This is a genomic window from Streptomyces sp. NPDC006997 (assembly GCF_040635175.1).
Taxonomy (GTDB): Bacteria; Actinomycetota; Actinomycetes; order Streptomycetales; family Streptomycetaceae; genus Streptomyces.
Map to the genome: position 1 here is coordinate 1 of NZ_JBEYHH010000069.1, position 14,646 is coordinate 14,646.

General features: G+C 71.2%; 17 protein-coding genes, 3 tRNA genes and 1 pseudogene. 15 read left to right on the top strand and 6 right to left on the bottom strand.

Going from position 1 to position 14,646, the window contains the following annotated elements:
- Positions 1–158: 158 nt before the first annotated feature.
- Positions 159–560: a YccF domain-containing protein gene (locus ABZ659_RS34910; RefSeq protein ID WP_360228728.1), complete on the bottom strand. Its 402-nt coding sequence runs from the start codon at positions 558–560 to the stop codon at positions 159–161.
- 119 nt (positions 561–679) lie between these two features.
- Here ABZ659_RS34910 and ABZ659_RS34915 point away from each other — a divergent pair.
- Both ABZ659_RS34915 and ABZ659_RS34920 read left to right on the top strand, forming a co-directional pair.
- Positions 680–973: pseudogene (locus ABZ659_RS34915) on the top strand (YccF domain-containing protein); the annotation flags it as partial.
- Positions 974–1,072: 99 nt separating this feature from the next.
- On the top strand, positions 1,073–1,702 hold the full coding sequence (locus ABZ659_RS34920) for an SMI1/KNR4 family protein (RefSeq protein ID WP_360228731.1): 630 nt from the start codon (positions 1,073–1,075) through the stop codon (positions 1,700–1,702).
- 37 nt (positions 1,703–1,739) lie between these two features.
- Here ABZ659_RS34920 and ABZ659_RS34925 read toward each other — a convergent pair whose 3' ends face one another.
- Positions 1,740–2,996 (bottom strand): APC family permease, encoded by a 1,257-nt coding sequence (locus tag ABZ659_RS34925; protein ID WP_360228734.1) that lies wholly within the window; start codon positions 2,994–2,996, stop codon positions 1,740–1,742.
- Between the two features lie 177 nt (positions 2,997–3,173).
- Between ABZ659_RS34925 and ABZ659_RS34930 the strand changes: the two genes are divergently transcribed.
- Positions 3,174–3,440 carry a GlsB/YeaQ/YmgE family stress response membrane protein gene (locus ABZ659_RS34930; protein ID WP_360228737.1) on the top strand — a complete coding sequence of 89 codons (267 nt, stop codon included), beginning with the start codon at positions 3,174–3,176 and terminating at the stop codon, positions 3,438–3,440.
- A gap of 58 nt (positions 3,441–3,498) precedes the next feature.
- Here the strand turns inward: ABZ659_RS34930 and ABZ659_RS34935 are convergent, their stop codons facing one another.
- Positions 3,499–3,987 (bottom strand): YajQ family cyclic di-GMP-binding protein, encoded by a 489-nt coding sequence (locus ABZ659_RS34935; protein WP_360228740.1) that lies wholly within the window; start codon positions 3,985–3,987, stop codon positions 3,499–3,501.
- A 222-nt stretch (positions 3,988–4,209) separates the two neighbouring features.
- On the opposite strand from ABZ659_RS34935, the gene ABZ659_RS34940 reads away from it, so the two are divergent.
- Together ABZ659_RS34940 and ABZ659_RS34945 are read left to right on the top strand one after the other, a co-directional pair.
- Positions 4,210–4,291: transfer RNA gene (locus ABZ659_RS34940), tRNA-Tyr, on the top strand.
- Positions 4,292–4,375: 84 nt separating this feature from the next.
- The gene (locus ABZ659_RS34945) at positions 4,376–4,588 is read left to right on the top strand and encodes a hypothetical protein (protein WP_360228743.1); all 213 of its coding nucleotides are present in this window, start codon (positions 4,376–4,378) and stop codon (positions 4,586–4,588) included.
- 27 nt (positions 4,589–4,615) lie between these two features.
- Here the strand turns inward: ABZ659_RS34945 and ABZ659_RS34950 are convergent, their stop codons facing one another.
- Together ABZ659_RS34950 and ABZ659_RS34955 are read right to left on the bottom strand one after the other, a co-directional pair.
- Positions 4,616–5,272 carry an SDR family oxidoreductase gene (locus tag ABZ659_RS34950; RefSeq protein WP_360228746.1) on the bottom strand — a complete coding sequence of 219 codons (657 nt, stop codon included), beginning with the start codon at positions 5,270–5,272 and terminating at the stop codon, positions 4,616–4,618.
- 80 nt (positions 5,273–5,352) lie between these two features.
- A complete protein-coding gene (locus ABZ659_RS34955; protein ID WP_360228749.1) occupies positions 5,353–6,615 on the bottom strand; it encodes an amidohydrolase family protein in 1,263 nt (420 codons plus the stop codon).
- 498 nt (positions 6,616–7,113) lie between these two features.
- Here ABZ659_RS34955 and ABZ659_RS34960 point away from each other — a divergent pair.
- The 10 genes from ABZ659_RS34960 to ABZ659_RS35005 all read left to right on the top strand — a co-directional run bounded on the left by ABZ659_RS34960 (position 7,114) and on the right by ABZ659_RS35005 (position 13,400).
- Positions 7,114–7,186: transfer RNA gene (locus ABZ659_RS34960), tRNA-Thr, on the top strand.
- A gap of 46 nt (positions 7,187–7,232) precedes the next feature.
- Positions 7,233–7,305 (top strand) — tRNA-Met (locus tag ABZ659_RS34965).
- Between the two features lie 88 nt (positions 7,306–7,393).
- A complete protein-coding gene (rpmG, locus tag ABZ659_RS34970) occupies positions 7,394–7,558 on the top strand; it encodes a 50S ribosomal protein L33 (RefSeq protein WP_003948671.1) in 165 nt (54 codons plus the stop codon).
- A 122-nt stretch (positions 7,559–7,680) separates the two neighbouring features.
- On the top strand, positions 7,681–8,133 hold the full coding sequence (locus tag ABZ659_RS34975; RefSeq protein ID WP_360228752.1) for a MaoC family dehydratase N-terminal domain-containing protein: 453 nt from the start codon (positions 7,681–7,683) through the stop codon (positions 8,131–8,133).
- Between the two features lie 4 nt (positions 8,134–8,137).
- Positions 8,138–8,566 carry a MaoC family dehydratase gene (locus tag ABZ659_RS34980; RefSeq protein WP_360228755.1) on the top strand — a complete coding sequence of 143 codons (429 nt, stop codon included), beginning with the start codon at positions 8,138–8,140 and terminating at the stop codon, positions 8,564–8,566.
- A 284-nt stretch (positions 8,567–8,850) separates the two neighbouring features.
- Positions 8,851–9,423, top strand: a complete 573-nt coding sequence (locus tag ABZ659_RS34985) for a helix-turn-helix domain-containing protein (RefSeq protein ID WP_360228758.1) — start codon at positions 8,851–8,853, stop codon at positions 9,421–9,423.
- A gap of 98 nt (positions 9,424–9,521) precedes the next feature.
- Positions 9,522–10,997 (top strand): MFS transporter, encoded by a 1,476-nt coding sequence (locus ABZ659_RS34990; RefSeq protein WP_360228761.1) that lies wholly within the window; start codon positions 9,522–9,524, stop codon positions 10,995–10,997.
- Positions 10,998–11,030: 33 nt separating this feature from the next.
- Positions 11,031–11,411: a DUF3291 domain-containing protein gene (locus ABZ659_RS34995; protein WP_360228764.1), complete on the top strand. Its 381-nt coding sequence runs from the start codon at positions 11,031–11,033 to the stop codon at positions 11,409–11,411.
- Positions 11,412–11,523: 112 nt separating this feature from the next.
- Positions 11,524–12,579: a UDP-N-acetylmuramate dehydrogenase gene (locus ABZ659_RS35000; RefSeq protein WP_360228767.1), complete on the top strand. Its 1,056-nt coding sequence runs from the start codon at positions 11,524–11,526 to the stop codon at positions 12,577–12,579.
- 131 nt (positions 12,580–12,710) lie between these two features.
- Positions 12,711–13,400: a thioredoxin domain-containing protein gene (locus ABZ659_RS35005; protein ID WP_360228770.1), complete on the top strand. Its 690-nt coding sequence runs from the start codon at positions 12,711–12,713 to the stop codon at positions 13,398–13,400.
- 33 nt (positions 13,401–13,433) lie between these two features.
- On the opposite strand, the gene ABZ659_RS35010 is transcribed toward ABZ659_RS35005, so the two are convergent.
- On the bottom strand, positions 13,434–14,465 hold the full coding sequence (locus tag ABZ659_RS35010) for an adenosine deaminase (protein ID WP_360228773.1): 1,032 nt from the start codon (positions 14,463–14,465) through the stop codon (positions 13,434–13,436).
- Positions 14,466–14,646: the final 181 nt, after the last annotated feature.

Sequence of the window (14,646 nt, forward strand, 5' to 3'; positions counted from 1 at the left end):
CCCAACCTCGCGCTGCCGCGTGGTGAAGGCCGTCCTCGTCCTTCACCACGCGTCAGCGCGAGGTTGGAAAGAGCTCAGGGAGGCGTATGGAGAGATTTCATGCATGCGATCTCGTCTGCGACGCCAGAGGGAGGGGCGTGCGATACCCGCTCCTGCAATCACCTGTCACCGAAGCCTTGATCCGTCGGCACTACCTCACGCCCCAACGGCATGAGCGAGATCGGGATCAGCTTCAGGTTGGCCCACCCGAACGGGATCCCAATGATCGACAGGAACAGCGGAATGCTCGTGACCAGGTGAGCCAGGGCCAGCCACCACCCCGCGAAGATCACCCAGATCACGTTCCCGATGAACGAGCCGGCTCCAGCGCCCGGCCGCTCCACTGTGGTGCGGCCGAACGGCCAGAGGACGAAGCCGGCGATGCGTAGGGACGCGATGCCGAAGGGGATGGTGATGATCAAGACGAAGCAGATCAGCGCCGCGATGACGTAGCCGATCGCCATCCAGATGCCGCAGAAGGCGAGCCAGATGATGTTCAGCAGCAGGTTGAACAGCTTCATGATCGACACCTCTCCAGGTGAGTCCGCCGGTACTGTCCTGCTACCACCAGTATCAGCAGGTCACGCGTTCAGGCGGAACCGGAGAGCGCTTGTAGCGTGATCGGGAACGTATGGAGACGATCCCGTTCGGCATAGCCGCCTTCCGCATCGGCGTCTACGCCCTGTGGCCCTTCGGCTACACCACCGTCGAGCGCCGTGACGCGGGCGCCGCCTCCTGCGTCGGCAACGTCCTGCGGCTGGTCCTCGCGGGCTGGTGGCTGGCCATCGGCCACATCGTCACCGGTCTCGCGCTGTGCGTCACGATCATCGGCATCCCGCTGGGCATCGCCAACTTCAAGCTGATCCCCGTCTCGCTGCTGCCCCTGGGCCGCGAGATCGTCCGCACCGACCAGCCGTTCACCACGGTGGTCTGAGACGCACCCAGCAACTCGTGGGGGGCACTGAGTTGTCCACAGGCGGCAGGTCGTCCACAGGCCCGCTCGGTTGTCAGTGGGGCCTTGCATCATGAACGCATGACCGAGAACGAGCAGTTGCTGACACGGGTGGCGGACAAGGCGGGCAACACCCGCCCGTGGGGCTGGAAATCACTGCCGCGCCCCGTGGACACCGCCACGGTGGCCCGCGCCGAGGCCGCCCTGGGCTTCCGACTTCCTGCGCTGCTGGCCGCGCTCTACCTGCAAATAGGAGACGGCGGCTTCGGCCCTGAGTACGGACTGCTGCCCCTGCTCGACAACGCGCCCGCCGACGAGCCCGCCGCCGTCACCCAGTACCTCGCCAACCGCGCCGAGGGTATCGAGGACCCCGAGTGGCCCTGGCCCGAGGGCGTCCTGCCGATATCCCACTGGGGCTGCGCGATGTACGCCTGCGTGGACTGCCTGAGCCCCGAGGCCCCTGTCCTGCTCTTCGAACCGAACGCGGACGACGCGGACCACGCCTGGTACGTCGACGCCCCCAGCCTCACGGCCTGGCTCACTGCCTGGCTCGACGGCACCGGCTGGTACGAGGAGACGAACGACGGCATGGACCTGGCCCCCTGGCCCGACTTCCCCATACGCACGGGCGGTACCCCGGCCACCCAACCGCCCCGCCGGGGGGCGGGAGAGCCGAGGGTCGAGCGCCCAACCGCACTTCCGGAGCCCTGACCGTTCACCTGAGGAGCCAGGAGCAGCCAGGCGGCCCTCACCCCTGCCCCCGTCGCCCGACCACCCACCCCCGCACGCCGTACGCCACGACACCCGCCACCAGCACACCGGTACCCACGACCACCGAACCCCCTGGCAGCGAGAGCGCCAACACCACACATCCGAGCAGCCCCACAGCGGGCAGGGCGCGTGCCGCGGGCGAGCTGTCCAGCGTCCACGCGGAGGCGTTGGCGACCGCGTAGTACGCCAGCACACCGAAGGAGGAGAAGCCGATCGTGCCGCGTACGTCCACCGTGGCGGCCAGCACCGCGACCACCGCGCCCACGGCGAGTTCCGCCCGGTGCGGCACCTGGAAGCGCGGATGGACGGCCGCGAGGGCGCCGGGCAGATGACGGTCCCGCGCCATGGCCAGCGTGGTCCGTGAGACGCCCAGGATCAGGGCGAGCAGCGAACCCAGCGCGGCCACCGCGGCCCCCACCCGGACCACCGGCGCCAGCTCCGGCACACCGGCGGCCCGCACCGCGTCGGCCAGCGGCGCCGTGGCCCGACCCAGCTCATCCGCCCCCAGCACGGAAAGGACGGCGACCGCGACATACGCGTACACCACCAGCGTGATGCCGAGCGCCAACGGGATCGCGCGGGGGATGGTGCGCGCGGGATCCCGTACCTCCTCACCGAGGGTGGCGATGCGCGCGTACCCGGCGAAGGCGAAGAAAAGCAGCCCGGCGGCCTGGAGTACGCCGCCCGCACCCTCCGGCGCCCCGAGGCCCAGTCGATCGGCGTCCGACGCCCCTGACCCCAGACAGGCCACGACCACGGAAGCGAGGACGGCCAGGACCACCGCGACGATCCCCCGCGTCAGCCAGGCGGACTTCTGGATGCCGCCGTAGTTCACGGCGGTCAGCGCCACCACGGCGGCGACCGCCACCGCGTGCGCCTGCTCCGGCCAGACGTACGCGCCCACGGTCAACGCCATAGCCGCGCAGGAGGCGGTCTTGCCGACGATGAACGACCAGCCCGCGAGGTAGCCCCAGAACTCCCCGAGCCGCTCCCGCCCGTACACGTACGTGCCGCCCGACGCCGGGTAGCGGGCGGCCAGCCGCGCCGACGACATGGCGTTGCAGTAGGCGATCACCGCGGCGACCGCGAGCCCGAGGAGCAGTCCGGACCCGGACGCGTGGGCCGCCGGGGCGAGCGCGGCGAAGATCCCGGCCCCGACCATCGAGCCGAGCCCGATGACCACGGCGTCGCCGACGCCCAGGGTGCGCCGCAGTTCAGCGCCGGACTGTGTCATGCGGCGCACTCTACTGAGCGCCGCAACCGCCGGATGCGGGGCAGCCGTCCTGAACACCAACACCGCACCAACACCGCGCCAACGCGCACTCGGCAGGGCGCCCAGCCGCCTGGCCGCGAGGGGGAGAACACAACTCGGTCAAGGTGCGGGCACCGCACGGAAGGGCAGGTTCACGGCATGAGCATCGTGAGTTGGATCATCCTGGGACTGCTGGCCGGGGCCATCGCCAAGTTCCTGTTGCCGGGCCGCGACCCGGGCGGCCTCGTCGGCACCACCCTCATCGGCATCGCGGGCGCGTTCACAGGCGGCTGGATCTCGGCCCGCTGGCTGGACCGCTCGTTCAGCAAGGACTTCTACGACCCCAAGACCTGGGCGGCGGCGATAGGCGGCTCGTTCGTCCTCCTGGTGGCCTACCGCCTCCTGTTCGGCAACTCACGGGACTGAGGAGGAACCGGTCGGACGGCAGGGTGGGCACCAGGTGCCCACCCTGCGAGGACCGTCCCTACCGGTAGTTCACGAACTGCAACGCGAAGTCGAAGTCCTGGCCCTTCAGCAGGGCGATCACGGACTGGAGGTCGTCCCGACTCTTGGAGGTGACGCGCAGTTCGTCACCCTGCACCTGGGCCTTCACACCCTTCGGCCCCTCATCGCGGATGATCTTCGCCACCTTCTTGGCGTTCTCCTGGGAGATGCCCTCCTGGATGGACGCGAAGATCTTGTACTCCTTGCCGGAGAGCTGGGGCTCGCCCGTGTCCAGCGCCTTCAGCGAGATGCCGCGCTTGACCAGCTTGGACTGGAAGACGTCGAGGACGGCCTTCACTCTGTCCTCCGAGTTCGCCTCCAGGAGGATCTTCTCGCCGGACCACGAGATCGAGGCACCCACGCCCTTGAAGTCGTAACGCTGTGAAATCTCCTTGGCGGCCTGGTTGAGGGCGTTGTCGACCTCCTGCCGCTCGACCTTCGAGACGATGTCGAAACTGGAGTCGGCCATGTGCTGTGGCTCCTTGTGTCCGGGTGCGTATCGGGTGCGTAGCGGCGTACGCGACGGCGGCCACGACCGGTAAGGGGCGCGGGCCGCATCCGGACCAGCCTAGCCACCCGCCGCGCTCCCGGTGCCGATCAATCGGGTGGCGAAGCACCCCTGCGTATCGGGTATTGTTTACGTCGTTGCCAGCGAGCACCGCCGAAAGGCAGTTCGATTGGCGGCAACCCCGGCGGTGTGCCCGAGCGGCCAAAGGGAGCAGACTGTAAATCTGCCGGCTCAGCCTTCCCAGGTTCGAATCCTGGCGCCGCCACATAGAAGACCCCGCCCCCTGCGGAAACGCAGGGGGCGGGGTCTTCGCGTTGGAGAGGAATGGGTGGGGAGGCAGACTGGGGGCATGGTCAGCCGTCGTAGGAGGTGCCCCGCGTGTCGGCGGGAGATCGCTGTCGTCGCGGGGCGGTTCGCGCGGCACGACCCACCAGGGGCGCGGGAGAGCGGCGAACTGGTGTCGTGCCCCGGGTCGCGGCGGTGGGCTCAGCTGGAGGCCGTACAGCCGGGGCTTGACGGGTTCGTCGTACCGGAGTTCCCGGGGCAGTTGCCGTTGTTCTGACGCCTCCGGAAGCAGGGCGGCCAGCCGTCAGTTGCCCGCCACCGACTTCACCGCCACCGGCACCGGTGTCGAACCGGAGATCAGCTCCAACGTCAGGCCCGCCGTGGCCGGTGTCTCCAGGAGTTCGGCGAGGGCGGCGGCCACGTCGTCGCGGGGGACCGGGCCGCGGCCGGTGTGGGCCTCCAGGCGGACCCGGCCGGTGCCGGGGTCGTCGGTGAGGGCGCCGGGGCGCAGGATCGTCCAGTCCAGGCCGTCCAGGCCGCGCACGTGCTCGTCGGCCTCGCCCTTGGCGCGCAGATAGACGTCGAAGACCTCGTCACCCTCGTGCCGGGGATCCGCGCCCATGGAGGAGACGACCAGAAAGCGCCGTACGCCCGCGCGCACGGCCGCGTCGGCGAACAGCACCGCCGCGCCCCGGTCCACGGTGTCCTTGCGCCCGGCACCGCTGCCCGGCCCCGCGCCCGCCGCGAAGACGGCGGCGTCGGCGCCCTGGAGGTGCGCCGCGACCTCCTCCACCGAGGCCGACTCCAGGTCGAGCAGCACCGGTTCGGCGCCCGCCTCCCGCAAGTCGTCGCCCTGCTCCGGCTTGCGGATGATGCCCGCGACCTCGTATCCGCGCGCGGCGAGCAGACGCTCCAGCCGCAGCGCGATCTGTCCATGACCACCAGCGATGACAATGCGCATGTCTTTGACCGTACGCCCGGACGGCCGCCTCCGCCGCACGGTGCCGACGCCTCAGGGGCCCCTCGCGGCCATCGCCGTGATCAGGACAACTGCCCGCGTCCCTGCCGGGGCAGCCCCAGTTCCGATGTCGTCGTGGTGGTGCAGTACTCCCGCACCGCGCTGGTCCGCGCCACAACGCGCCCCCGGTGCACCACGATCCGGCTGTACGCCAACGACAGCGCCCCCGCGAGCCGGTCCCCACGGACCGCCAGCAACTCGGCCGGGAACCCGGCCTCCACTCGCACCTCCGGCAGCCCCAGCACGGCCCGCGCGGACGAGCTGACGGCGTCGTAGGCGTCCTCGGGGCGCAGCCCGTGGCGCGAGGCAAGGAGGAACGCCGCCTCCAGCGGGTCCCCCCGGCCCACCGGGTTCGAGACGTCGCGCAGGGCGCCGCTCCCCGCGGCGACCCGGACCCCGGCCGCGCGCAGCAGCCGTACCGGTGCCGTGCCGCGCCGGTCGGCGCCCGCGCAGCCGCCCTGCGGCAGACAGACCACGGCGACCCCGGCCGCCGCCAGTTGGTCGGCGGTACGGGCGGCCACCTCGGTCGGCAGTTCGGCGAGCCCCGCGCACGGGCCGATGGCCACACCGGGACGCAGTCCGCCCGCCATCGCCGCGAGCCGGGCGAGACGCGCGGGGTCGGTGGCGTCGGTGTGCAGGTCGACCGGGCAGCCGTGCTCGGACGCCAGCTCAAGGACCGCCTCGGCGTAACCTCCCGGATCCGGGTCCAGGTCGGGACAGCCCCCCACGACGGAGGCGCCCATCTTCACCGCGTCCCGCAGCATCGCCAGACCGTCGGCCCCGGCGGCCCCGGTCAGGACACGAGGCACCGCCACCGTCGTCAGCTCGGCGAACCCGCGCAGCGAACGGCGCGCCTGAAGGGTGGCCTCCAGGACGCCGAGCCCCTGGACGTCCCCCACGCGCGCGTGCGCCCGTACGGCGGTGGCGCCGTGCCCGAGCTGGAGCAGCGCGGCCTCGGTGGCGCGGCACTGGACGTCCTGGGGGTCGTAGGAGACCGGACCGTCGTCGTCGGCAGACAAGGCCGTGTCGGCGTGGGCGTGGGGCTCGGCGGGGGCGGGCAGCAGCAGATAGCCGCCGAGGTCCAGGCGCGTGCCACCGCCGCGCACCGGGCCGAGGCTGCCGACGGTGCCCACGGCCTCGATACGCCCGTCACTCAGCCGTACGTCCACGGTGCGGCCGTCGGCGAGGCGGGCGCCGCACAGCAGCAGGGGAGCCGCGTCGGGCTGCCCCGGGGAGCCCGAGGGAGACGACGACGAGTGGGGCGGCTGCGGCTGGCTGTCAGGCATCGCACTCCAAGGGCTCGGGGTCCAGGGGGCCGAGGGATCGGGGCTAACGGTCCAGGGGCTCGGGGCTCGGGGCTCGGGGCCCGGGGTCCGGGTCCGGGGTTCGGGTCCGTCCGGGGCCCGGGGCCCGGGGTCCGGGGTTCGGGTTCGAGGTCCGGGGTCTAAGGGTTCAAAAGCTGGGACAAAAGGCAGACGGCTGATGACTCGTGGCTGACGGCTCGGTCCCACGTCCCGAGCCGAGTCCGCGTGAGCACCGCGCGGGGGACGCAAGATCACGCAGAGTGAGTCGAGCCTAGGACGGTGATCAGCCCGTGGCCGGGAGGAGCGAAATAGTCGTACCGGTGTGGTCCGCGGTCGTGCGTACGGCGTGGTCAGCCGCCTGACCGGGTGGTGCCGGTGGGTTTCCCGGGGCCCTCGCGCGGGCCTCCGCACAGGGCCGGACGGGCGGCGGGAAACGGATTTGGGTGAACCGCCGCTCACCGTGTAATGTCTTCATCGCTCGCCCCAATAGCTCAGTCGGCAGAGCGTCTCCATGGTAAGGAGAAGGTCAACGGTTCGATTCCGTTTTGGGGCTCTGGTGTGAGAGGTTCTCGTCGCGAGGCGGGATCTGATCGCATCGAAGCGGTGTAGCTCAGTCGGTAGAGCAAGCGGCTCATAATCGCTGTGTCACCGGTTCAAGTCCGGTCACCGCTACTGACAGTAGCCGATTGTGGGGTCGGTCCTTCGATCGGCTACTCTTTCTTGCGTTAAACATCCCATCCGTTCGTCAAGGAGCACTCACGTGGCTGCCACCGACGTCCGCCCGAAGATCACGCTGGCCTGCGTGGAGTGCAAGGAGCGGAACTACATCACCAAGAAGAACCGGCGTAACAACCCGGACCGACTGGAGATGAAGAAGCACTGCCCGCGTTGCAACGCGCACACCGCGCACCGCGAAACGCGATAACTAGGCTCGTTTCACGAGGCCGTCCCTGGAGTACAGGGGCGGCCTCGTGGCGTTTGGCGGCCTCGTCGTCCGTCTTTTTCCCCAGGTCAACCACAGCAGCAGACACCAGGAGGTGCCGAGCCATGGCGCTCGACCAGTCCTTCGTGGGGCGGACGTACCCGCCCACCGCCCCCTACGAGGTGGGCCGGGAGAAGATCCGTGAGTTCGCGGAGGCGGTAGGGGACGCCAACCCGGTCTACACGGACCCGGAGGCCGCCAAGGAACTGGGCCACCCCGACGTGATCGCCCCGCCGACCTTCGTCTTCGCAATCACCTACAAGGCCGCCGGACAGGTCGTCGCGGACCCGCAGCTCGGCCTGGACTACAGCCGGGTGGTGCACGGCGACCAGAAGTTCGCCTACAGCCGTCCGGTGCGCGCCGGGGACCGGCTCACGGTCACCTCGACCATCGAGGCGATCAAGTCCCTCGCGGGCAACGACATCGTGGACATCCGCGGTGAGGTCCACGACGAGGCCGGGGAGCACGTCGTGACCGCCCTGACCAAGCTGGTGGCCCGCGCGGCCGAGGAGGCGTGAGCAGATGACCGCCAAGATCGCCTACGGCGACGTCGAGGTCGGCGCCGAGCTGCCCGCGCAGACCTTCTCCGTGACGCGTGCCACGCTCGTCCAGTACGCGGGCGCCTCCGGGGACTTCAACCCGATCCACTGGAACGAGAAGTTCGCCAAGGAGGTGGGCCTGCCGGACGTGATCGCGCACGGCATGTTCACCATGGCCGAGGCGATCCGCGTGGTGACCGACTGGACCGGCGACCCGGGCGCGGTCGTCGAGTACGGCGTGCGCTTCACCAAGCCCGTCGTCGTCCCGAACGACGACCAGGGCGCCACCATCGAGGTCAGCGGCAAGGTGGCGGCCAAGCTCGACGACAACACGGTCCGGGTGGACCTCACCGCGACCAGCGGCGGCCAGAAGGTGCTGGGGATGTCCCGGGCGGTCGTACGCCTGGCATAAGCCCGAGGGCGGGAGGGGGCACCCGCGCGAGTGCCCCCTCTCATCCCGGAGCCACCGCGAGGCCACCCCGAGGCCATCGCCCATCCCGGAGCCACCCCGAAGCCGTCGCCCATCCCGGAGCCACCCCGAAGCCGTCGCCCATCCCGGAGCCACCCCGAAGCCGTCGCCCATCCCGGAGCCACCCCGAAGCCGTCGCCCTTCCCGAAGCCAGCCCCCACATCATCCCGAAGTCCACTGTCCGAAGTCGCTTGACTTGGTTAGTGATTGAGCACTAACTTAGTCGCATGGTCAGGATGAGCGCAGAAGAGCGGCGGGAGAGCGTCGTCCGCGCGGCGATCACCGAGTTCGCGCGGAGCGGCTACTACGGCACCTCCACCGAGGCGATCGCCAAACGGGTGGGCGTGTCACAGCCGTACCTCTTCCGGCTCTTCCCCGGCAAGAAGGCGATCTTCCTGGCCGCCGCCGAGCGCTGCCTCGAGGACATGCGCAGGCTGTTCGAGGAGGCCGCCGAGGGCCTGGAGGGCGAGGACGCCCTGCATGCCATGGCGGAGGCGTACACGCGGCTGATCTCCGAGCGACCGGAGCGGCTCCAGATGCAGTTGCAGACGTACATCACGGTGGCCGCCGCCGAGGCGGCCGGGGACCACGAGTTCGGCGAGATGGTCCGCAAGGGCTGGATGGAACTCTGGGACACCGTGCACCTGCCGCTCGGCGCCGACATCGGTGAGACGACGACCTTCCTGGCCTTCGGGATGCTCATCAATACCCTCGCGGCCATGGGCTTCCCCGCGGAGCACCGGGTGTGGGAGGGGCTGTACGTCTCCGCCGGAGTGCGGCGGGAGGCGGAAGGGGAGTAGGCGTCCGGCCGCGGCCGGGGGTCAGTGGGCCGACGTGTGCCCGCACAAGTTAGTCAGCAATAACTAACCGTACAAGTGATCCACGCTCAGGGGGAGCGATGTCACCGCAGTCCGCACAGCCCGCAGAGGCCCTGTCCACCACACCCGCCACCCCGCGCGGGAGCGTCGTCTGGGCCCTCGTCATCACCAGCGTCGCCGGGTTCATGGCGGCCCTGGACAACCTGGTCGTCACCACCGCGCTGCCCGCCATCCGGGACGACCTCGGCGGCGCCCTGCACGACCTGGAGTGGACCGTGAGCGCCTACACGCTCACCTTCGCCGTGCTGCTGATGTTCGGCGCGGCGCTGGGCGACCGCTTCGGCCGCCGACGGCTCTTCCTCGTCGGCATCACGATCTTCACCGCCGCGTCCGCCGCCGCGGCCATGGCCCCGGGCATCGACTCCCTGATCGCGGCCCGCGCCGTCCAGGGCGTCGGCGCGGCCGTCATGATGCCGCTGACGCTGACCCTGCTGACCGCCGCCGTCCCCGCCGAACGGCGCGGCATGGCGTTCGGCATCTGGGGCGCCGTCAACGGACTCGCCGTCGCCTCCGGGCCGCTCATCGGCGGCAGCCTCACCGAACACATCTCCTGGCAGTGGATCTTCTGGCTGAACGTGCCCCTCGGCATCGCCCTGCTGCCCCTCGCCCGGCTGCGCCTCGCCGAGTCCCACGGCACCGGCAACCCGCTCGACGTCACCGGCACCCTGCTCGCCAGCGGCGGCCTCTTCGGCATCGTCTACGGACTGGTCCGCGGCCCCGCCGACGGGTGGACCGACACGATCGTGCTCACGGGCCTGACCGCGGGGGCCGTCCTGCTCGCGGCGTTCGTCCGGCACGGCATCCGCGGCCGCAACCCGATGCTGCCGATGCGGCTCTTCCGCTCCCGCGCCTTCGCCGGGATCAACGCGGCAAGCCTGCTGATGTTCCTCGGCATGTTCGGCTCGATCTTCCTGCTCAGCCAGTACATGCAGGGCGTCCTCGGCTACTCGCCCACCGAGGCCGGGCTGCGGATGTTGCCCTGGACCGGGATGCCCATGCTCGTGGCGCCCGTCGCGGGGATCCTCTCCGACCGGATCGGCGGCCGACCCGTCGTCGCCACCGGCCTCTTCCTCCAGTCCGCCGGGCTCGGCTACCTGGCCTACGTCATCACCGCCGACGCCTCCTACGCCGTCCAGCTGCCCGGCCTGATCATCAGCGGCGTCGGCATGGCCCTGTACTTCGCCCCGGCGTCCGCCCTGGTGATGGGCAGCGTCATACCCAAGGAGCAGGGCATCGCCTCCGGCGCCAACAACGCGCTGCGCGAGGTAGGCGGCGCCCTCGGCATCGCGATCATGTCCTCGATCTTCGCGGCGCAGGGCGGCTACGAGACCCCGCAGTCCTTCGTCGACGGACTGCGCCCCGCGATCGCCGTCGGCGCGGCCGTCGTGGCGCTCGCCGGAGTGGCGGCCCTGGTGATCCCCGCCCGGCGTCGGGCGGCCACCCCCGACCTGCCCGAGCTGGACCCCAGGCCGCTGGCGGAGACCGCCGCGCGCTGAACGCCCCCGCATGGAAACGGAAGGAACCACGCCATGCCCGTCCTGCCCTGGACTCAGCCCCACACCCCGCCCCACGCCACCGACGTCCACGTCTTCGCCTCGCGCTTCGAGACCCGGAGCCTGTGGGGAGCGCTCAGGTTCCTCGTCCGCACGCCGGGCGTCTGGCGGCAGGTGAGCCGGGCCCCCGGCGCCTACGGTGCCTCCCTGAAGGCCGAACCCCTCAAACGGACCTTCTGGACGCTGTCCGCCTGGGAGTCGCCGGAAGCCCTCAAGGCGTTCGCCCACGCGGGCGCCCACGCACCGACCGCGCGGGGGCTCGCCGCCCAGATGCGGGACGTGAAGTTCGCCTCCTGGACGACGTCCAGCGACGACCTCCCGCTGAGCTGGCCGGAGGCGGAGCGCCGCCTCACCTGACCCGCACGCGCGCGTACGGCCCCGTCCCCGCTGACGACGGCCGCGCGCGCGTGCCCGCGCCCGACCGTCGTCGCCGCCCGCGCTGTCAGTGCCGTCTCGTAGTCTTGGGCGCGTGCAGGAACTCCACGACGCCCCCCTCGCCCCGCTGACGACGTTCCGGCTGGGCGGCCCCGCCACCCGGCTGGTCACCGCGACGACCGACGCCGAGGTGGTCGCCGCCGTCCGCGACGCCGACGCCAGCGGCACGCCCCTGCTGCTGATCGGCGGCGGGTCGAACCTGGTCATCGGCGACAAGGGCTTCGACGGCACCGCCCTGCGCATCGCCACCACCGGCTTCGAACTCGACGGCACCCGCCTGGAGCTGGCCGCGGGCGAGGTCTGGACCGACGCGGTCGAGCGGACCGTGGCCGCCGGGCTCGCGGGCGTCGAGTGCCTCGCGGGGATCCCGGGCTCCGCGGGGGCGACGCCGATCCAGAACGTGGGGGCGTACGGGCAGGAGGTCTCCTCGACCATCACCGAGGTGATCGCCTACGACCGCCATACGGGCGAGACGGTGACACTGGCCAACGCCGACTGCGCCTTCTCCTACCGGCACAGCCGCTTCAAGGCCGCCCCCGAGCGGTACGTCGTCCTGCGGGTGCGCTTCCAGCTGGAGGACGCGGACGGGCTGTCCGCCCCGCTCAGATACGCCGAGACCGCCCGCGCCCTGGGCGTCGGGGTCGGCGACCGGGTGCCGGTAGCGCGGGCGCGCGAGACCGTGCTCAAGCTGCGCGCCGGGAAGGGCATGGTCCTGGACGCCGAGGACCACGACACCTGGTCCGCCGGTTCCTTCTTCACCAACCCGATCCTCACCGACGCCGACTTCGCCGTGTTCCACGCGCGCGTACGCGACCGCCTCGGCGACGGCGTCGAACCGCCCGCCTACCCCGCCGGAGAGGGCCGTACGAAGACGTCCGCGGCCTGGCTGATCGACAAGGCCGGTTTCACCAAGGGCTACGGCACCGGCTCCGCCCGTATCTCCACCAAGCACACCCTCGCCCTCACCAACCGCGGCGACGCCACCACCGAGGACCTGCTGACGCTGGCCCGCGAGGTCGTCGCGGGCGTCCGCGAGGCGTTCGGCATCACCCTCGTCAACGAGCCGGTGACCGTGGGCGTCGCCCTGTAGGAGCCCTGGCCCGGCAATCGAGTGGAGCCGCCCCCAGAGATCACATAGGGTCGGCCTCCGCCGCGTCAGGGGAGACGCGGACCAGGGGAGGGGACCAGATAATGCGGGCGGGACGAAGGGCGTGGCACGGCGTGGCCGCGCTCGTGGCGGCGGGCGCACTCGCCACCGGCTGCGGCCAGCGGGCCGACGAGGACACCGGCACCGACCGGTCCGACGCCGAGATGTACGAGAGCGTCGAGGAGATCACGGAGAGCCTGGCGCCCGACGGCGTCACCATCCGCGTCGGCTCCACCCGGGCGGAGACCACCGTCCACCTGTACGAGGACATGCGCTGCCCGGTCTGCGGTGAGTTCGAGACCGAGGGCGGGGGTGACGCCCTGCGGGAGATGGTCCTGTCCGGCGGCGTCCGGACCGAGTACACCCTCGCGTCCTTCCTCGACGACCGGCTCACCGGCAAGGGCTCCAAGAAGGCCGCCAACGCGCTGCGGGCCGCGCTGGACGAGGGGAAGTTCGTCGAGTACCACGACGTCCTCTTCGACCACCAGCCCGAGGAACTCGTCGACGGCTACACCGACGAGTTCCTGCTGAAGATGGCCGCCAAGGTACGCGGACTGCGCGGGCCGGAGTTCGACGCGGCGGTGAAGGGAATGAAGTACCGCGCCTTCGTGACCGCCTCCCAGAAGGCGTTCGACGACTCCCAGGCGAACGGCACGCCCGCCATGGAGGTGAACGGCACCCTCGTCTCCGACGAGTACTTCGGCGGCATCTTCGACAAGGACACCCTGCCCCTGGTGATCGCCTTCACGGGCGCCGGTACCTGACCGGCACGGTCCCCTCCGGGTCAGTCCTCCGGTTCAGTCGGTGAGCCAGTCGTCCACGCCCGACAGCAGCCGCGCCTTCACGTCCTCCGGGGCCGCCGACGCGCGGACCGACTGCCGGGCCAGCTCCGCCAGTTCCTGGTCGCTGAAGTCGTGGTGGCGGCGGGCGATGTCGTACTGCGCGGCCAGCCGGGAGCCGAACAGGAGGGGGTCGTCGGCACCGAGGGCCATCGGCACGCCCGCCTCGAAGAGCCTGCGCAACGGCACGTCCTCGGGCTTCTCGTAGACGCCCAGGGCCACGTTCGACGCCGGGCACACCTCGCAGGTCACGCCCCGGTCCGCCAGCCGCTTCAGCAGCCGGGGGTCCTCCGCGGCCCGCACCCCGTGGCCGACACGGTTCGCCTCCAGGTCGTCCAGGCAGTCCCGCACGGACGCCGGGCCGGTCAGCTCACCGCCGTGCGGGGCCGACAGCAGACCGCCCTGCCGGGCGATCGCGAACGCCCGGTCGAAGTCCCGGGCCATCCCGCGCCGCTCGTCGTTCGAGAGGCCGAAGCCCACCACGCCGCGCTCCGCGTACCGCACCGCCAGCCGCGCCAGCGTCCGCGCGTCCAACGGGTGCTTCATCCGGTTCGCGGCCACCAGCACCCGCATCCCCAGACCGGTTTCCCGCGACGTCGTCTCCACCGCGTCCAGGATGATCTCCAACGCCGGGATCAGACCACCCAGCCGGGGCGCGTACGACGTCGGGTCCACCTGGATCTCCAGCCAGCCCGAGCCGTCCTTCACGTCCTCCTCCGCGGCCTCCCGCACCAGCCGCTGGATGTCCTCAGGGCGCCGCAGACACGACCGCGCCGCGTCGTACAGCCGCTGGAAGCGGAACCAGCCCCGCTCGTCCGTGGCCCGCAGCTCCGGCGGTTCCCCGCTGACCAGCGCCTCGCTCAGCGAGTCCGGCAGGCGTACGCCGTACTTGTCGGCCAGTTCCAGGACGGTCCCCGGGCGCATCGACCCGGTGAAGTGCAGGTGCAGGTGGGCCTTCGGCAGTGCGGAGAGATCACGTACACGTTCCATTCCGTGATCCTGCCGTACGCCCCCGCCGCCCCGGTAGCGCTTTCCCCGTTCGTGGTCTTGCTCGCACACAGAAGCGGGCCCGTCTGACCACTCACGTGAGTGGTCAGACGGGCCCCCCCCCCACAAGGCCCGTCAATAGCGCCCCGCCCCCCCCCCCAAAAAGATGAGGGGCCCCCCCCCC